Origin of the sequence: Lentilitoribacter sp. EG35 (genome assembly GCF_040784015.1) — a bacterium.
In the GTDB taxonomy this organism is placed as follows: Bacteria; Pseudomonadota; Alphaproteobacteria; order Rhizobiales; family Rhizobiaceae; genus Lentilitoribacter.
The window spans coordinates 133,743-149,386 of record NZ_JBFNGQ010000004.1; the positions used below are offsets into that span (position 1 = coordinate 133,743).

Annotated in this window: 16 protein-coding genes; 10 read left to right on the forward strand and 6 right to left on the reverse strand. The window is 44.2% G+C overall.

The window, feature by feature from the left end:
- Positions 1-215: 215 nt before the first annotated feature.
- The 3 genes from AB2J24_RS09240 to AB2J24_RS09250 are packed head-to-tail and all read left to right on the forward strand — an operon-like array spanning position 216 to position 3,726.
- On the forward strand, positions 216-899 hold the full coding sequence (locus AB2J24_RS09240; protein WP_367385265.1) for a thiamine diphosphokinase: 684 nt from the start codon (positions 216-218) through the stop codon (positions 897-899).
- 1 nt (position 900) lies between these two features.
- Positions 901-2,718: an ABC-F family ATP-binding cassette domain-containing protein gene (locus AB2J24_RS09245; RefSeq protein WP_367385266.1), complete on the forward strand. Its 1,818-nt coding sequence runs from the start codon at positions 901-903 to the stop codon at positions 2,716-2,718.
- A gap of 9 nt (positions 2,719-2,727) precedes the next feature.
- Positions 2,728-3,726, forward strand: a complete 999-nt coding sequence (locus AB2J24_RS09250) for an aldose epimerase family protein (RefSeq protein WP_367385267.1) — start codon at positions 2,728-2,730, stop codon at positions 3,724-3,726.
- A 50-nt stretch (positions 3,727-3,776) separates the two neighbouring features.
- Here AB2J24_RS09250 and AB2J24_RS09255 read toward each other — a convergent pair whose 3' ends face one another.
- The gene (locus AB2J24_RS09255; RefSeq protein WP_162653152.1) at positions 3,777-4,028 is read right to left on the reverse strand and encodes a YMGG-like glycine zipper-containing protein; all 252 of its coding nucleotides are present in this window, start codon (positions 4,026-4,028) and stop codon (positions 3,777-3,779) included.
- Positions 4,029-4,154: 126 nt separating this feature from the next.
- On the opposite strand from AB2J24_RS09255, the gene AB2J24_RS09260 reads away from it, so the two are divergent.
- Positions 4,155-5,033 carry an SMP-30/gluconolactonase/LRE family protein gene (locus AB2J24_RS09260; protein ID WP_367385268.1) on the forward strand — a complete coding sequence of 293 codons (879 nt, stop codon included), beginning with the start codon at positions 4,155-4,157 and terminating at the stop codon, positions 5,031-5,033.
- Positions 5,034-5,071: 38 nt separating this feature from the next.
- Here AB2J24_RS09260 and AB2J24_RS09265 read toward each other — a convergent pair whose 3' ends face one another.
- Positions 5,072-5,956 carry an MBL fold metallo-hydrolase gene (locus AB2J24_RS09265; RefSeq protein ID WP_367385269.1) on the reverse strand — a complete coding sequence of 295 codons (885 nt, stop codon included), beginning with the start codon at positions 5,954-5,956 and terminating at the stop codon, positions 5,072-5,074.
- 303 nt (positions 5,957-6,259) lie between these two features.
- Here AB2J24_RS09265 and AB2J24_RS09270 point away from each other — a divergent pair, with 303 nt between their 5' ends.
- Positions 6,260-6,868, forward strand: coding sequence for a nucleotidyltransferase family protein (locus AB2J24_RS09270; protein WP_162653149.1), 609 nt, complete (start codon positions 6,260-6,262; stop codon positions 6,866-6,868).
- Here the strand turns inward: AB2J24_RS09270 and AB2J24_RS09275 are convergent.
- Positions 6,857-7,294, reverse strand: coding sequence for a DUF4864 domain-containing protein (locus AB2J24_RS09275; RefSeq protein ID WP_162653148.1), 438 nt, complete (start codon positions 7,292-7,294; stop codon positions 6,857-6,859). The two genes, AB2J24_RS09270 and AB2J24_RS09275, sit on opposite strands and share 12 nt — an antisense overlap.
- A gap of 139 nt (positions 7,295-7,433) precedes the next feature.
- On the opposite strand from AB2J24_RS09275, the gene AB2J24_RS09280 reads away from it, so the two are divergent.
- Positions 7,434-8,348, forward strand: a complete 915-nt coding sequence (locus AB2J24_RS09280) for a LysR family transcriptional regulator (RefSeq protein WP_367385270.1) — start codon at positions 7,434-7,436, stop codon at positions 8,346-8,348.
- Positions 8,349-8,357: 9 nt separating this feature from the next.
- On the forward strand, positions 8,358-8,564 hold the full coding sequence (locus AB2J24_RS09285) for a cold-shock protein (protein WP_162653146.1): 207 nt from the start codon (positions 8,358-8,360) through the stop codon (positions 8,562-8,564).
- A gap of 8 nt (positions 8,565-8,572) precedes the next feature.
- On the opposite strand, the gene AB2J24_RS09290 is transcribed toward AB2J24_RS09285, so the two are convergent.
- Positions 8,573-10,021, reverse strand: a complete 1,449-nt coding sequence (locus tag AB2J24_RS09290) for an NAD-dependent succinate-semialdehyde dehydrogenase (protein WP_367385271.1) — start codon at positions 10,019-10,021, stop codon at positions 8,573-8,575.
- Positions 10,022-10,160: 139 nt separating this feature from the next.
- Between AB2J24_RS09290 and AB2J24_RS09295 the strand changes: the two genes are divergently transcribed.
- From AB2J24_RS09295 to pta, 3 genes are all read left to right on the forward strand, one after another.
- Complete coding sequence (locus AB2J24_RS09295; protein ID WP_367385272.1) at positions 10,161-10,919, forward strand: IclR family transcriptional regulator; 759 nt, start codon at positions 10,161-10,163, stop codon at positions 10,917-10,919.
- Between the two features lie 70 nt (positions 10,920-10,989).
- Complete coding sequence (xsc, locus tag AB2J24_RS09300) at positions 10,990-12,768, forward strand: sulfoacetaldehyde acetyltransferase (RefSeq protein WP_162653143.1); 1,779 nt, start codon at positions 10,990-10,992, stop codon at positions 12,766-12,768.
- A complete protein-coding gene (gene pta / locus AB2J24_RS09305) occupies positions 12,768-13,775 on the forward strand; it encodes a phosphate acetyltransferase (protein ID WP_420883641.1) in 1,008 nt (335 codons plus the stop codon). Before xsc ends, pta begins: the two co-directional genes overlap by 1 nt.
- 63 nt (positions 13,776-13,838) lie before the next feature.
- On the opposite strand, the gene AB2J24_RS09310 is transcribed toward pta, so the two are convergent.
- A complete protein-coding gene (locus AB2J24_RS09310; RefSeq protein WP_367385274.1) occupies positions 13,839-14,453 on the reverse strand; it encodes an MSMEG_1061 family FMN-dependent PPOX-type flavoprotein in 615 nt (204 codons plus the stop codon).
- Positions 14,454-14,523: 70 nt separating this feature from the next.
- On the reverse strand, positions 14,524-15,624 hold the full coding sequence (locus AB2J24_RS09315; protein ID WP_367385275.1) for a GGDEF domain-containing protein: 1,101 nt from the start codon (positions 15,622-15,624) through the stop codon (positions 14,524-14,526).
- Positions 15,625-15,644: the final 20 nt, after the last annotated feature.

Sequence of the window (15,644 nt, forward strand, 5' to 3'; positions counted from 1 at the left end):
CAGCAAATCTCGCCAGGTTTATTTTACCGAGGGGATTTGAAATTATGGAGCAACTTTTGTGAATATTCTTCATGCGTGTTTTGCAATAACTCTTGACCAGATTGACATATTAGCGAGCATTTGTCGTAATTGATAGATCATGCGGTGCGGGAGAGATACTAGTTTCCTCAATTGATTGTAGCAATTGGTTTATTTTAACGACAATATGCTGGTAAGTGCGTGAAAACCTGATATCTGCTGTTGTTATGATGTCTCGTGAACGATTTGTAATTTTATTAGCTGGTGATTTGAGTGTGGATGATCGCATCAATGCTCTTTGCCATTCTGCTCGCGTCATTGCAGCTGATTCTGGTATTTCTCATGCAAACGCACTTAGAGTTACTCCAGAACTATGGGTTGGGGATTTTGATTCTAGCCCCCAAGAACTAGTTGAACAGTATAATCATGTCGAAAAGTTGACCTTTGGGCGAGAAAAAGATGAAACTGATGGTAGTCTTGCCATCAATGCAGCACTTAAACGCGGTGCAAAGGAGATTGTTCTCCTCGGTGCAACTGGAGGTGATCGGTTTGATCATTCGCTGGGTGTTCTCTTTGAAATGTTGCTTCATCACGAGCAGGGTGTAGAAATTTTTGCCTCCACAGGAGACGAAGACTATTGGCCTATTATTGATGGTCACTTGGATTTGGCTCTGCCGGAGGGGTCTTTGTTTTCAATTCTTGCTCTTACATCGCTCACTGGATTGACAATTACAGGCGCGAAATACCCTCTCAAAAATATAGATGTTGAATTCGGTTCTACCTATACATTATCGAACGCCGTCAAAGGTAATTTGAGTATTCATATTGCTTCCGGACGAGCTATTATTATTGCAAGACCTAAAGATTTTTCAGGAATTTAATATGGCGCCTCCAATTTTAAAACTGGATAATATACATCATAGTTTTGGTGGAGATCCGTTGATTGACGATGTGAGCTTTCAGTTAACGCCGGGCGAACGCATATGCGTTATTGGCCGGAACGGCTCTGGCAAGTCAACCTTGTTGAAAATAGCTGCCGGTCTCATAGACGCTCATGGTGGTGAGATTTTTTTGCAGCCCTCAACCACTATTCGCTATCTCGAACAATCTCCAAATTTTGAAAATTTTGCAAATGTTATGGAATATGTGGAAGCAGGTTTAGGACCGGGTGATGATCCACATAGAGCCACATATCTATTATCTCATTTAGGTCTTACAGGTGATGAAAATCCAAATCATTTATCTGGAGGCGAGGCACGTCGGGCGGCGCTTGCGCGTGTTCTTGCACCTAATCCGGATATCTTGATGCTGGATGAGCCCACCAATCACTTAGATCTGCCAACAATTGAGTGGCTTGAGGGTGAGCTTGCCAAATTGCGAAGTTCACTTCTGCTCATTTCGCATGATAGGCGTTTTCTCGAAAATGTCTCCAACGCCGTTATCTGGCTCGATCGTGGACAGGCTCGTCGGCTTGAGCGGAGTTTTTCCGATTTTGAAGCATGGCGTGATGAGATCTTAGAGGCAGAAGAGCTAGAGCAACATAAACTTGGCCGCACGATTGTACGTGAGGAACATTGGCTCAGATATGGCGTTAGTGGCCGCCGGAAGCGTAATCAGCGTCGTTTAAAGGATTTGCATAGTTTACGTGCGCAACATCGCAATCATACCGGCCCTACGGGGAAAATAGATGCACCCAAGGTGGAAAGTAAAGAATCTGGAAAGCTGGTTATTGAGGCTAAAGGTATATCAAAAACATATGATGAGAGAACTATTGTTGATGATTTTTCAATCCGGGTCCATCGCGGTGATTGCATAGGTCTGATCGGGCCAAATGGTGCGGGTAAAACAACGCTTTTAAATATGCTAATCGGACTTTTGAAGCCGGATATTGGCCACGTTAAACTTGGTACTAACTTGGAACTTGCGCAGATTGATCAGCAACGTTCTAATTTGCCGCTTGACGAAACTCTTGCACATTATCTTACAGATGGTCGCGGAGAAAACCTGTTGGTGCGTGGTGAGCAAAAACACGTAACCGGATATATGAAAGAATTTTTGTTTGCTCCAGAACAGGCCAGAACGCCAATTCGAAAATTGTCAGGTGGGGAACGTGCGCGTTTAATTCTAGCTCGCATTTTGGCACGAAGCTCCAATCTTCTGGTGTTGGATGAACCAACCAATGACCTAGATATGGAAACGCTCGACTTGCTGCAAGAAGTGGTTGCGAATTACCCCGGTACAGTGATCCTTATTAGCCATGATCGAGACTTCTTGGATCGAACAGTTACATCTACTATTGCGCCCTCAAACCCTGAAAATCGGGATGGGAAATGGCTTGAATATGCTGGTGGATATACAGATATGTTGGCGCAGCGTAAAGAAGTTTTGGCCGCCGAGAAGAAGCTGAAACGTACGAACCAAAGCGGCGGAAAATCTAAAGATAGCGCGGCACCAAAGAGCAAAAATAAATTATCTTACAATCAAAAATTTGCACTTGAGACGTTGCCAAATAAAATAGCCGAAGCTGAAGTTAAAGCATCGGAAATTGAGATAAAAATGTCTGGTGCTGATTTCTTCACAAGAGATCCTGACGGTTTTGCAAAAGCTGCAAAAGAGTTAGAAAAAATTAAAGCTGACATGACGGCTTGGGAAGAAGAGTGGCTCGAACTTGAGATGTTGCGTGAGGAATTGGAGTCATAGGAGGATTAAATGATCGAAGTTTTTGGTCAACTCGAAGGTAACGATGTCAAGCGTATGACGCTAAAGGGCGGTGGACTGACGGCGCGGGTATTGAACTATGGTGCTTGTTTGCAAGACCTAAGACTTGAGGGGCATGATGCGTCGCTTGTTCTTGGTTATGACCGTTTCGAAGATTATTTAAATCATTCACCATATTTTGGCGCAAGTGTCGGTCGCTTTGCAAATCGGATAAAAGATGGTCATTTTCAAGTTAATGGTAATAGCTACCAACTGGACCGAAATGAAACCACTGGCAATCATCTGCATGGCGGAACATCCGGCATATCTGACCGTATATGGGAAATAGAAGATGCTGGTGCCAATCATGTAAAACTTTCAATTCTCGACCCTGATGAACAATGTGGTTACCCTGGAAATTGTAAGATTACCTGTTCAATCTCTCTTCTGGATGGAGGTACATTTCGGATTATTTATCAATCTGAAACTGATCAGCCAACGATTGCAAATATAGCGCATCATAGCTACTTTAACTTAGACGGCTCTGAGGATATCTATGATCATGAATTGCAAATTAACGCAGATCGTTATCTTGAGGTTGATGATGACCTCATTCCAAAAGGAATACCGAGTGCTGTCAAAGGGAGTGTTTTTGATTTTCAAAAACTCAGACCTGTTCGCACGTTAGATGGATTTGTGGCTTATGATCACAATTTCTGCCTGTCCAATGAGCAGCGTGATAAGCGTCATGTTGCAAAGGTTTTTAGCAAGACATCTAATATCGAACTTAATGTATTTTCTACTGAGCCTGGAATCCAATTCTACGCTGGCGGTGGTATCAAGCCATCGGTTGAAGGGCTAAGTGGTCAGACATATAAGCCAGGTGCCGGATTTTGTCTTGAAACGCAGATTTGGCCGGATGCTCCGAATAATTCAACCTATCCAAATGCCATCTTAGAGGTTGGCGAAACGCGCGTTCAGGAAACGGATTACATCTTTATAAAAAAATAATGGCCGCCAATTGTTTTGGCAGCCATTACGGTTGTTCTAATAATTAATGCTTAACAAGCGGCGATATATGATCCGCCTCGGCCATCAGAGTATCTGCATTTACCGGGTTGACCTCTGACGCTTCCTAGAAGTGCACCTGCCGCTCCGCCGACCAACGCACCTACTGCTGCGCCTCTTGCATTGCCTGATATAAGTGCGCCGGCTACGGCACCAGTTCCTGCGCCGATAGCGGCACTTTTCTCGGTTGTGGTGCATCCCCCCAGCGCTGCTGAGACTGCAATAACTGCGATAATTTTCTTCATGTCAAAAATTCCTTGTGATGATAATGAATCATAACTACAGAATATGACATAATTCGGGCTAATTCGTTAATATAAATATTAGGTCGTTTTCAGGGGACTGGTTAGACGAACATAAGGCGCATGTAGATGACTGTAGAAAGTAAATATCTAGTCTACGATGAAAGAAAATGCGAATTAGGAGAGGGCGCACTTTGGCACCCTGAGCTGAATTGTCTATTTTGGTTTGATATTTTATCTAAAACCCTCAATACAAATATCGATGGGGAAACCAAGCAATGGAATTTTGCAGAATGTGTATCGGCTGCGGCATGGATTGATAAAAATAGTTTATTGATTTCATGTGAGACTGGCCTTTGTGAGTTTTCTATCCCGACTGGCGATATTGTTCCTATTATCCAAATTGAGGCGGAAAATTCTATTACCCGTTCTAATGATGGGAGGGCTGACCGCCAGCATGGTTTTTGGGTTAGTACCATGGGTAAGAATGCCGAAAACGAAGCAGGCGCTATATATAGATTTTGCCGAGGTGAAGTTAGAAAACTCCATGATAATGTCACAATACCAAATTCGATATGCTTTTCTCCAAATGGTGAGTACGCGTATTTCACAGATACACCGACAAAGAAAATCATGCGGCAAGCGTTGGATCAAGCAACTGGTTGGCCAATCTCTGATCCAGATGTTTACCTTGACTTTACAAACCAAAACGGCGGACCTGATGGCGCTGTAACAGATGAAAATGGAAACATCTGGGTGGCTTTTTGGGGCAGAGGCTGCGTTGAAGGATTTGATCCAAGCGGTAACTCGGTTGGGCGTTTAAATTTTCCGGCAACCCAGACGACTTGCCCTGCATTCGGTGGCCAAGATTTTAAAACTCTGTTTGTGACAAGTGCTATGGAAGGATTAAGCGAGGAGCATAGAGATGCATCTTCGCCCCAGGGAAAGACGTTTTACAGATCAGTTGATTTTAGAGGTCTTCCAGAGCCAAATGTAGTTCTTAAATAGAAGTAGTTGCGTTGGTTTCTTCATGTCGTTCAAGTCATCTAAAGCCCATTGACAGGAATTTTGAGGACCGGATTGCCGTCTTCGTCTTGAGGCACATGACCTGCACGCATGTTGACCTGAAGAGATGGAATAATTAATTTGGGTACCGAAAGTTGGGCATCACGTTCGGTTCTAAATTTTACGAATTCTTCTTTTGTCTTGCCCGAACCTACATGTATGTTGAATTTCTTTTCATCCCCGACGGTGGTTTCCCACTTGATATCTCGGCCATTTGGTCCGTAATCATGACACATGAAGAGACGCGTTTGTTCAGGTAGCGCAAGGACTTTCTGAATACTATCGTAAAGTTGCCCCGCATCACCTCCTGGAAAATCTGCGCGAGCAGAACCGCCGTCTGGCATGAACAGTGTATCACCAGCAAAAGCAGCATCTCCCATCACATGCACCATGCAAGCTGGCGTGTGGCCAGGCGTATAGATTGCAAATGCAGTCATGTTGCCAATTTGATATGTGTCGCCATCTTCAAACAACGCATCAAATTGCGAACCGTCCCGTTGGAAATCGGTTCCTTCATTGAAAATCTTACCGAAGGTGTCCTGGATGACCATAATTTTTTGGCCGATACCTATCTTCCCTCCAAGTTTGTCTTGGATGTAGGGAGCTGCAGACAAATGATCGGCGTGGACGTGTGTTTCTATGATCCATTCAAGTTTCAGCTCATTGTCTTTAATGAAGTTTATCATTTTATCTGCATGGTCATGAGTTATGCGACCAGCCGCATAGTCGATATCCATTACGGAATCGATAATAGCGCAAGCAGTTGAGCTTGGGTCTTTGACGATATAGCTGATTGTATTTGTAGCTTCGTCAAAAAAAGCGGTGACTTCTGGCTTAACATCCATCCTTACAGGGTAGTGTGACATATCTCTTCCGTTCGCTTTATATATTTGGATCAGCTTTGCATATATCTCGCCATTTTGAAACATCTGTAGTAGGCGTAATTGATGTCGCGTACGTATTCAAGGTAGGTTTTCATGTGGCTTATATTTGCGTCCGTCAGTTGAACGCAGAGGGGTGGGAGATATTCATAACTACATAACATGCAAGCTCATCCCACAAGTTGTGTTAAGCTATCTAAAGAGCGGTGAAAGTAACGCATTGGCTACGATCGTATCCATTTTGGGAAATGACTTTGGAATTATATCAACGATATTTGGCGAAGTTAAATGAGTAACAGAACCGAGATAACAGCGATCATACTTGCAGCAGGGTCATCGTCGCGTATGGGTGAAGATGACAAATTGATGATGATGATAGACAATAAGCCGTTGTTACATCGAACGGTGAAAAATGTCTGTGCATCGGATATATCAAAATGCATTGTCGTTGTAAGGAGTGGTATTGAGAAATACCGTGCTTTGCTTGTTGGTTTTGATGTTGAAATTATCTGCGCCACGGAAGCTTATAAAGGTATGTCGGCATCAATGAAAGCGGGGGTCAATGCCGCTGGCGAAGATGCAGGAGGATATTTGATTTGTCTTGCAGATATGCCAGATTTAACGCCGAACCATATTAATGAAATACTTTCAACTCATCAGACTGGTAAGATTGTTCGCCCAAAAACTGATGATGGTCGTTATGGGCATCCTGTCTTGTTCGATCAATGTTATTATAGTGAACTGAAAAACATGTCAGGCGATGAGGGTGCGCGTGCGCTCATTAAGTCTGAACAAGAAAATGTAATTGAGCTTGAGATGGATGATGCAATTCTCATTGACCTTGATACGCCTGAAGCATGGGCAAGTTGGACGGGTGGTGCAAAATTAAAGTGTTGAGTTTTCGCTACGCCTCATTTGTACGCCCATTATTTTCCAACTGCCATCATCTTGCTTTGATAATGCGTAAATTGACTCCCAAGTATTTCCACGCTCTCCCGTTAAGATCAATTCTTGATATATGTTGCCGTTTTCAACTTTGCTACGGCCAAAATCATAGGTTGTTGATCGATAGATTGCTCCGTATCCACGTTCAACCATTGCCATAAAATGGGTAGGGTTTGGGTACATCTTTTTAATGGATGGAGCTGCGTGCGAATAAGCGCGAGCCCCATCATTTTTGATAAAAGCGGAAAGTTGATCGGAAATTACTCTTTGAACTTCTAACGTGTCAGATTTTGCAATGTTTTGGGCCGTCGCTCCAATCACAAAACCACTCAGGAAAAGAACTACGCATGCAACAAGGGTTTTAATTTGTCGTGTCATGATATTTACCTCTCGTTAACCAATACGTCATTGTTTTGAGCTTGGATCATATTGAGCGAAAATATAGCGTCATTTAATTGTGTAATGTTGCGGATTGTGCAACAAATTTTGGCGTATAAACTTACGGAGATGAATCTTCATGGCTGGTCAGATTGAGCGAATACGTGTTTTTGCAAAAGTTGCAGAACATAAAAGTTTTGCCGAAGCTGCGCGGCAATTGGGCATTACGCGCTCGATTGCGACGCGCTATGTTGGAGAACTTGAAGCATTGCTCGGCGTGCAGTTACTTGTCCGAACAACTCGGAAGGTTTCGCTGACTGTTGCAGGTCAGATTTATCTGGAACGTACACAGCCTTTGCTCGGCGAACTTGATCGAGCCGATGAACTTGTACGCCAACAGCATGAAACATTACAGGGCAAGCTGCGTGTGAGTGTGCCGTTCTCGCTTGGGCAACGGATATTACCTCAGATATTAAGCCGCTTGATGATGACATATCCTGATCTGGAACTTGATATAGAATTGTCGGATGAGTTTGTTGATATTGTTAAAGATGGATTTGATATGTCATTGCGCATTTCAGGGCCACCGTCCGATGTTTCGACAATCTGGCGTAAAATTGCCGTTGTCCCGAGAATATTTGTGGGAAGCCCGGCTTACTTGCGTAATTATGGTGAACCTCAAGGTCCTTCCGAACTCGGGCGACGTATGCGACTGGGTTATTCACATTTTGCCTCCGGTCATCAGTTTCAAGTTACATCTTTGATTGATGGAAGTGTCGAAACTGTTACAAGCGAACATAACTTTATCTGCAATAATGGTGATCTAATCGCAGATCTTGCTGCTGCTGGGCATGGGATTATTGCTATCCCTAAATTTATGATTTTGAACCATTTGGAAGAAGGAAGTCTTGTCGAAATTCTACATGATTGGCAGTCGCCGGAAATTTGGATGACCGCCTATTATCCGCCTTATGAAAAGCTGCCCGCAAAAGTGGAAGCATTCACCAGTTTTGTCGAAGACTATGTGAAAGCAAACCCGACCTTATTAACGTAAAGGCATGAGATGATTTCTGGTGTTGTAAAATGGTTTGACCAAGCAAAAGGTTTTGGCTTTATCACGCGCGAAGATAATGGTGCAGAGGTGTTTGTTCATATTTCAGAGGTTGAACGATGTGGACTTTCAGGCTTGGAGCAGGGGCAGAAGGTGAGCTTAGAGACCGGAAAGGGCCGCAACGGTTTTGATGCGGCCTATAATCTGAAAATAGCCTGATGCCTGTTCTAGACGCTCATACAGACATATTTTAGTTCAAGAAAATCGTCGATACCATATTTAGAACCTTCTCGACCGAGACCAGATTGTTTGACCCCGCCAAATGGCCCTTCCGTTGAAGAGATCAAACCCGTGTTCACACCCACAATACCGTATTCGAGAGCCTCTGTTACTTTCCAAACACGACTAAGATCGTTGGAGTAGAAATAGCAAGCCAGTCCGAATTCGGTATCGTTAGCCCGTTCAATGACTTCATCCTCTGTTTCAAATTTATAAAGAGGTGCTATCGGTCCAAAGGTTTCCTCACGCGTAATTTTCATATCATTTGTAACATCAGCTAATACGGTGGGTTCGAAAAAGAGTTCGCCTTTATCGCTGCGTTTGCCGCCGGTTAGAACCTTAGCGCCCTTTGATGTTGCATCTGATAAATGATCTTCAACTTTCGCCAGGCCAGTCTTGCTGATGAGCGGGCCAATTTTTGTTGTGTCTTCTGAACCATGGCCAATTTTAAGATCAGACATTGCATCGGCGAGTTTCTTCGCAAATTTATCATACACAGCGGACTGTACATAAATACGGTTTGCGCAGACGCATGTTTGTCCAGCGTTACGGAACTTGGAAATGAGGCAGCCCTCAATTGCTTTATCGATATCGGCATCATCAAAGACAATGAATGGTGCATTGCCACCAAGTTCAAGTGATAGTTTCTTAATGTCTCCGGCACATTGTTGCATAAGTATTGAGCCAACACGAGTTGAGCCTGTGAATGTAATTTTTTGAACTTTTGTATTCTCGCATAGCTCTTTGCCCATCTCTGCGGCATCCGAGCCAGTTACGATATTCAAAACACCCTTTGGAATGCCAGCGCGTTCCGCCAAGACAGCCATGACCGTCGCAGATAGGGGAGTAAGTTCCGCAGGTCGGCCAACAAATGTGCAGCCTGATGCTAGGGCAGGGGCTACTTTGCGAGCGATCATCGCGTTGGGAAAGTTCCATGGTGTGATGGAGCCGACAACACCAATGGGCTGTTTAAGTACCAAAATTCGTTTATCGCGCTGATGGCCAGGAATAATATCGCCATCTATCCGGCGTGCTTCCTCAGCAAACCAGCGGATGAAACTTGCACCATAGCCGATTTCACCACGTGCCTCAGTGATGGGTTTTCCCATTTCTGCCGTTAGGATTTGCGCCATGTCTTCCTGGTTTTCCAAAATGAGATCATGCCACTTTAAAAGAATATCAGCGCGTTCCTTTGCGGTATAAGCTGCCCAGTCTTTTTGTGCTGCATAGGCCGCGTCAATGGCTTTGCGAACACCAGTTTTGCCGAAATCAGCAACCTTTGCGACGAGATTTCCGTCTGCGGGATTGACGACGTCAAAAGTATTTTTGCTGTTTTCCCACACTCCTCCAATAAAGCTTCGTGTTTCAAGAAGAGTTGGATCGTTTAATTTCAACATGTTAGCTCCAATTACGAAAAATAGTTCAGTATATCGAACTTGGTTCTTGATTTTGATTGTTAGTTCATTTATAGAATGTCGTCAACGGGGCAAGTATGCCTTCATTATTATTAATAACACACAAGGGAGGAGGGGTTTTATGTCTGATCAAGATCACCAAGTTAAACTTGTTCCTGCTCTTGCTCGTGGCGTGCAAATTCTCGATGTAATTGGTCGCCATCCTTCTGGTATGAGCGCTAAAGATATTGCGGATGAGTTAGGTCTCGCCAAGAGCACGATCCATGGACTTTGCAGCACACTGGTCTCGCTAAACTTGCTTGTTCGTCGTGCGGATCAATCCTATCAAATGGGTCCACATGTGATGCGGTGGGCAAATGCATTTACTGCGCGCAGTGATATCGCCAGCGAATTTGCCACCATCTGGGATGATGGTACAGATTTGCCGGGAGCGACAATTACGCTCTCCGTTTTAGAGAATACCGACATTATATATATTGCAGCACGAAACTCAGAGGCTACAGAGGGGCGCTTTGACTTCCGTTCCGGTATGCGATTGCCAGCTAGTATTACCGCAACTGGTAAAGCCATGATGAGCCATATGAATGAATTTGATGTTCGGCAACTATACGCAAATGTTGCTGACGCTGAAAGCATTGATGCTCTGATTAAACAATTACAATCTGATAAGGCATGCGGCTACTCGTTTGATAATGAAGATGTGAGCGAGGGATTGGTTTGCTATGGCGCTCCTGTTTTGGATTCAAAGAATAAACCTATCGCGGGCATTGCTGTGAGTATGCTTAAGGAAGACGCAACACCTGAAAAGGGTAAGCAAATTGTTGCCAATTTGACGGACATTGCCATCAAATTATCCATTCGAATGGGGGCTGACGTTTAATGGGTACTAAAAGCTCTGAATTAGAATAACTAATAAAAACTACAAACATCGGTGAGAAGGATTACCAGTTATGAAAATGACAACAGAAGAGGCGTTTGTAAAAACGCTACAAATGCACGGTATCGAACATGCATTCGGTATTATCGGGTCAGCTATGATGGCGATTTCTGATATTTTTCCAGCTGCTGGAATCAAATTTTGGGATTGTGCACACGAAACATCAGGCGGCATGATTGCGGACGGCTTTACTCGCGCATCAGGCAAAATGTCTATGATGATTGCGCAAAACGGTCCTGGTATTACAAACTTCGTAACGCCTGTAAAAACTGCTTATTGGAACCATACTCCGCTTCTTTTGGTTACGCCTCAAGCAGCGAATAAAACAATTGGTCAAGGTGGTTTCCAGGAAATCGAGCAAATGAAATTGTTTGAAGACATGGTTTGTTATCAAGAAGAAGTTCGTGATCCTTCACGTATGGCGGAAGTTCTTAATCGTGTGATCGAAAAAGCATGGCGCGGTTCTGCTCCTGCTCAAATCAATGTTCCGCGTGATTTCTGGACGCAGGTGATTGATATTGAGCTTCCTCAGATTGTTCGTCTTGAGCGTCCTCGCGGTGGTGCGGATGCAATTCAAGAAGCTGCTGATCTTTTAGCATCTGCAAAATTCCCGGTTATCCTAAACGGTGCTGGCGTTATTCTTGCCGGCGCAATTCCAGCATCTGCATCCTTGGCAGAAAAATTGTCTGCTCCGGTTTGCTGTGGTTATCAGCATAATGATGCGTTCCCAGGTTCACACCCAATGCATGCTGGCCCACTTGGTTACAATGGTTCAAAAGCTGCGATGGAACTGATTGCAAAAGCTGACGTTGTGCTGGCTTTGGGTACGCGTTTGAACCCGTTTTCAACGCTTCCAGGTTACGGCATAGATTACTGGCCAAAAGATGCCAAAATCATCCAAGTCGACATGAATTCGGATCGTATTGGTTTGACGAAGAAAGTATCAGTGGCAATCCAAGGCGATGCGAAGCTTGTTGCTGAGCAAATTCTCGATAAGCTACCTGCAACTGCTGGCGATGCTGGCCGTTCTGACCGTGAAGCTCTTGTTCACCAAACCAAATCATCATGGGCGCAAACTCTAACATCAATGGACCATGAGGATGATGATCCGGGCACAAACTGGAACGAGCGTGCACGTGACCGCGAACCAGAACGTATGTCGCCGCGTATGGCTTGGCGTGCAATTCAATCAGCGCTTCCTAAAGATGCTATTATTTCATCTGACATTGGCAATAACTGTGCGATTGGTAATGCATATCCATCATTTGATGAGCCGCGTAAGTATCTTGCTCCTGGTTTATTTGGTCCTTGTGGCTATGGTCTTCCTGCAATTGTTGGTGCGAAGATTGCGTGCCCTGAAACTCCAGTTGTTGGTTTTGCCGGTGATGGTGCGTTTGGTATTTCTATGAACGAAATGACTGCGATTGGCCGTAATGACTGGCCACCGATCACAATGGTTATCTTCCGTAACTACCAGTGGGGTGCTGAAAAACGTAACACAACATTGTGGTTTAAAGACAACTTTGTGGGTACTGAGCTAAATCTTGGTGTGGAATATGCGAAAATCGCAGAAGGTTGCGGTCTTAAGGGCGTTCAAGTTCGTTCAATGGATGCATTGACAGAGGCACTTAATACTGCTGTTGAAGGCCAAATGCAGCGCAACGAGACAACATTTATCGAAGTTGTGTTGAACCAAGAACTTGGTGAGCCATTCCGTCGGGATGCGATGAAGCAACCTGTTGTTGTTGCTGGCATCAATAAAGACGATATGCGACCACAGAACGTATCATGATCAACCCGTTAGATCTGATCTACGAAAAAGCCCGGGATACCAATTGCCGTATTGTTTTGGCAGAGGGTGAAGACCCGCGCATATTGGAAGGCGCAGTTCGTGCGAGCGAACTGCGTCTTGCAACTCCGATTTTAATTGGTCGGCAAGATACAATTAATGCTTTGGCACAGGAAAAGGGTCTTGATATTAATGGAATTGAGATCATTGATATAACTACCAGCTCTTTATTGGATAGTTACGCAAAGGCGTATGCCGACTATTATAAAAATCATCCTAAGCCTAGATTTTTCTCAGAAGAGGAAAGCTTTAAGGCTATGAAAGATCCATTGTCGTTTGCAGCTATGATGGTGCGTCTTGGTGATGCTGATGGTTCGGTGGCGGGTGCTGTTGCAACGACAGCAGAAACCGTGCGGGCAGCATTTCGGCTTATTGGGAAGGCAAAAGACGCAAAATCTGTCTCCAGTTTCTTTCTTATGGTTATGAACCAAGAACACCATGTGCGAAAAGAGACTGTCGTATTCGCAGATTGTGCTATTAGTATTGACCCATCAGATGAGGAATTATCAGACATCGCAATTGCCTCGGCGAATTCATTCGCTAAGTTTACAAATGCTGAACCTAGAGTCGCAATGTTGAGTTTTTCCTCTCTTGGAAGTGCGTCACATGCCGTTGTGAAAAAAGTTGAGAGCGCTGCAAATCTTGTGAAAGAAAAACGCCCTGATCTAATAGTTGATGGCGAGGTGCAGTTTGATGCTGCTTTTGTGCCATCTGTTGCATCATCCAAAATTCCGAGTTCACCTTTAAAAGGTGATGCGAATGTATTTGTGTTTCCCAACTTGGAAGCAGGAAATATTGGGTATAAAATTGCACAGCGCATCGGTGGTGCAACGGCCATTGGACCAATTCTTCAAGGGCTGGCGAAACCAGCTAATGATTTATCTCGTGGGTGTAGTGCGCAAGATGTGTGTGATTGTATCGCAATCACAGCGCTTCAAGCACAGGACTGACACTAAGCATGGCTTGAACCGTGCTTACTTATGATGTTTTACATCGTTCATTTGATCTGTGTTCTATTCTGCTGACCACATAGTTTTTGCCGCGCGCGCAGTCCATTCTTTGTCATATGTCTGCGCATCGAAATCACCATTGGCTGCTTCTTTGAGTAACTCGCCGATTGTGGGTAGCGTTGTAAGGTCGGGCCTTTCGTTCCAATGATTGGCGCGAATAAGTGCCCTTGCGCATTGGGAATATACTTCACCTATCTTGACTATTATTACACTGCGAGGAGAGGCATCCTTACGTGAGAGTTTTTGGATCACCTCACGTTCTATAGTAACATATGCGTGCCCATTAACCCTAATGACATTGTTAGAGCCGCCTACAAAAAACATCAACGAAACTCGTTTGTCGCGGACAATATTACGAAGGCTATCAATGCGATTATTGCCTCGCCAATCAGGTATAGCCAACGTCTCATCATCTAGAATCCGTGCAACTGGTTCTTCATCACCGCGCGGACTTGCGTCGGTTCCTTCTGGGCCTACAGTTGATAGAATACAAAGTTTTGAATGTTCGACCCATGAGCGATGTCCAGGAGTTAACTTACTACAAACTTTTATAATCGATGCCCCAGATGGTGCGCTGTAAACTTTTTCCAGATGTTCGATGGTTTCGATGAATTTCATAGGTTACTCCGGAGCTGTGAATCACTGAGGAGTATATTATCGGAAACCGTCTATTTAAACGAACTGTCGCTTAAGATGCTTCGTAAAATGAATAGGAGGCGCGTTCGAGATCTGTATCACCAGTGCGACGTTCTTCAAAGACGGTTACTTGGTTGCCGTTTTTCGACTTTGACATGCTCAGCGCAGCTTCTGCCCTGGACATCAATTCACCAGTTGATGTCGCGATATTCGAACCGCAAATGCCACCTGAAATCGTAACGCTTCCAATAGGTTGGCCATTGCTGGCATTAAGAAGAGGTGTTTTAGCCGTTATCGCTTTGGCTTTATCTGCGATGCTTTTAGCTGTTTGATCATTAATATTCCAGAACAGAACAGAGAATTGCGTGTCGCCAGAGCGAGCCAGAAAATCACTATCCTGACAAACTTGCTCAATGATCGCACCGATATGGACGACAAATTTGTCTGCAATTAGTGAACCAAGATTTTCTTTAATATTGGTATGAGCATCGATATCTATAACGAGCAATGAGCAATTACGGGCGCGTTCACCCTTGTAAATTGTGAGCAATTCTTTGTTGAATGCACGTCTGTTTGGCAGCCCAGTAAGCGCATCCATGAATTTTTGTTGTTTGAAATCACTCAAACCTTGGGCAACACCATCTAGGCGTCTTGCTTGAGCGGAGACAGCTTCACGGACTTTTTTGCCTTCCTCCATCTTTTGCTGTGTTGCAGCTGTAATAGTGGAAAGTGTACTTTTTAGCTTCTCAGGGGAAACATTTTTAGGGTCCGCGAGTGTTTGAGTTTGTTGTTTGATAACTTGATCAAATTTTTCGAGTGAATTACTTTCGGATTGCACCAATTCGATAAATTCGTTTAACTCATCGCCAACTGTCTCGATGGATTCCGAGGCAATGTCATCTTCCATGTGATGCGAAATATGTTTTCTGATAAGCGGATCGAGATCTTGTTGCGTAATGTTTTTACTTAACTGACTGAACTCTTGCCGTAATTCATCATTTTCGCCGCTAAGAACCGCAAAAATTAGTTCGAAATTAGCTGGTGTACACTCAATATTCATGCGCTGCATGAAGCCCGCGATTTTCGCCATTGCACTTGCAGTTGGTGTTGCACGTCGCTGTTGCTGGCCAGACTTTTTAGTTTCAGTATTCATTTATGATAGACTCAACTTTG

Excerpts from the sequence above, each read along its gene's own strand:
- AB2J24_RS09245 (WP_367385266.1), top strand. The coding sequence starts at position 901 with ATGGCGCCTCCAATTTTAAAACTGGATAATATACATCATAGTTTTGGT.
- AB2J24_RS09250 (WP_367385267.1), top strand. The coding sequence starts at position 2,728 with ATGATCGAAGTTTTTGGTCAACTCGAAGGTAACGATGTCAAGCGTATG.
- AB2J24_RS09255 (WP_162653152.1), bottom strand. The coding sequence starts at position 4,028 with ATGAAGAAAATTATCGCAGTTATTGCAGTCTCAGCAGCGCTGGGGGGA.
- AB2J24_RS09260 (WP_367385268.1), top strand. The coding sequence starts at position 4,155 with ATGACTGTAGAAAGTAAATATCTAGTCTACGATGAAAGAAAATGCGAA.
- AB2J24_RS09265 (WP_367385269.1), bottom strand. The coding sequence starts at position 5,956 with ATGTCACACTACCCTGTAAGGATGGATGTTAAGCCAGAAGTCACCGCT.
- AB2J24_RS09270 (WP_162653149.1), top strand. The coding sequence starts at position 6,260 with ATGAGTAACAGAACCGAGATAACAGCGATCATACTTGCAGCAGGGTCA.
- AB2J24_RS09275 (WP_162653148.1), bottom strand. The coding sequence starts at position 7,294 with ATGACACGACAAATTAAAACCCTTGTTGCATGCGTAGTTCTTTTCCTG.
- AB2J24_RS09280 (WP_367385270.1), top strand. The coding sequence starts at position 7,434 with ATGGCTGGTCAGATTGAGCGAATACGTGTTTTTGCAAAAGTTGCAGAA.
- AB2J24_RS09285 (WP_162653146.1), top strand. The coding sequence starts at position 8,358 with ATGATTTCTGGTGTTGTAAAATGGTTTGACCAAGCAAAAGGTTTTGGC.
- AB2J24_RS09290 (WP_367385271.1), bottom strand. The coding sequence starts at position 10,021 with ATGTTGAAATTAAACGATCCAACTCTTCTTGAAACACGAAGCTTTATT.
- AB2J24_RS09295 (WP_367385272.1), top strand. The coding sequence starts at position 10,161 with ATGTCTGATCAAGATCACCAAGTTAAACTTGTTCCTGCTCTTGCTCGT.
- xsc (WP_162653143.1), top strand. The coding sequence starts at position 10,990 with ATGAAAATGACAACAGAAGAGGCGTTTGTAAAAACGCTACAAATGCAC.
- AB2J24_RS09310 (WP_367385274.1), bottom strand. The coding sequence starts at position 14,453 with ATGAAATTCATCGAAACCATCGAACATCTGGAAAAAGTTTACAGCGCA.
- AB2J24_RS09315 (WP_367385275.1), bottom strand. The coding sequence starts at position 15,624 with ATGAATACTGAAACTAAAAAGTCTGGCCAGCAACAGCGACGTGCAACA.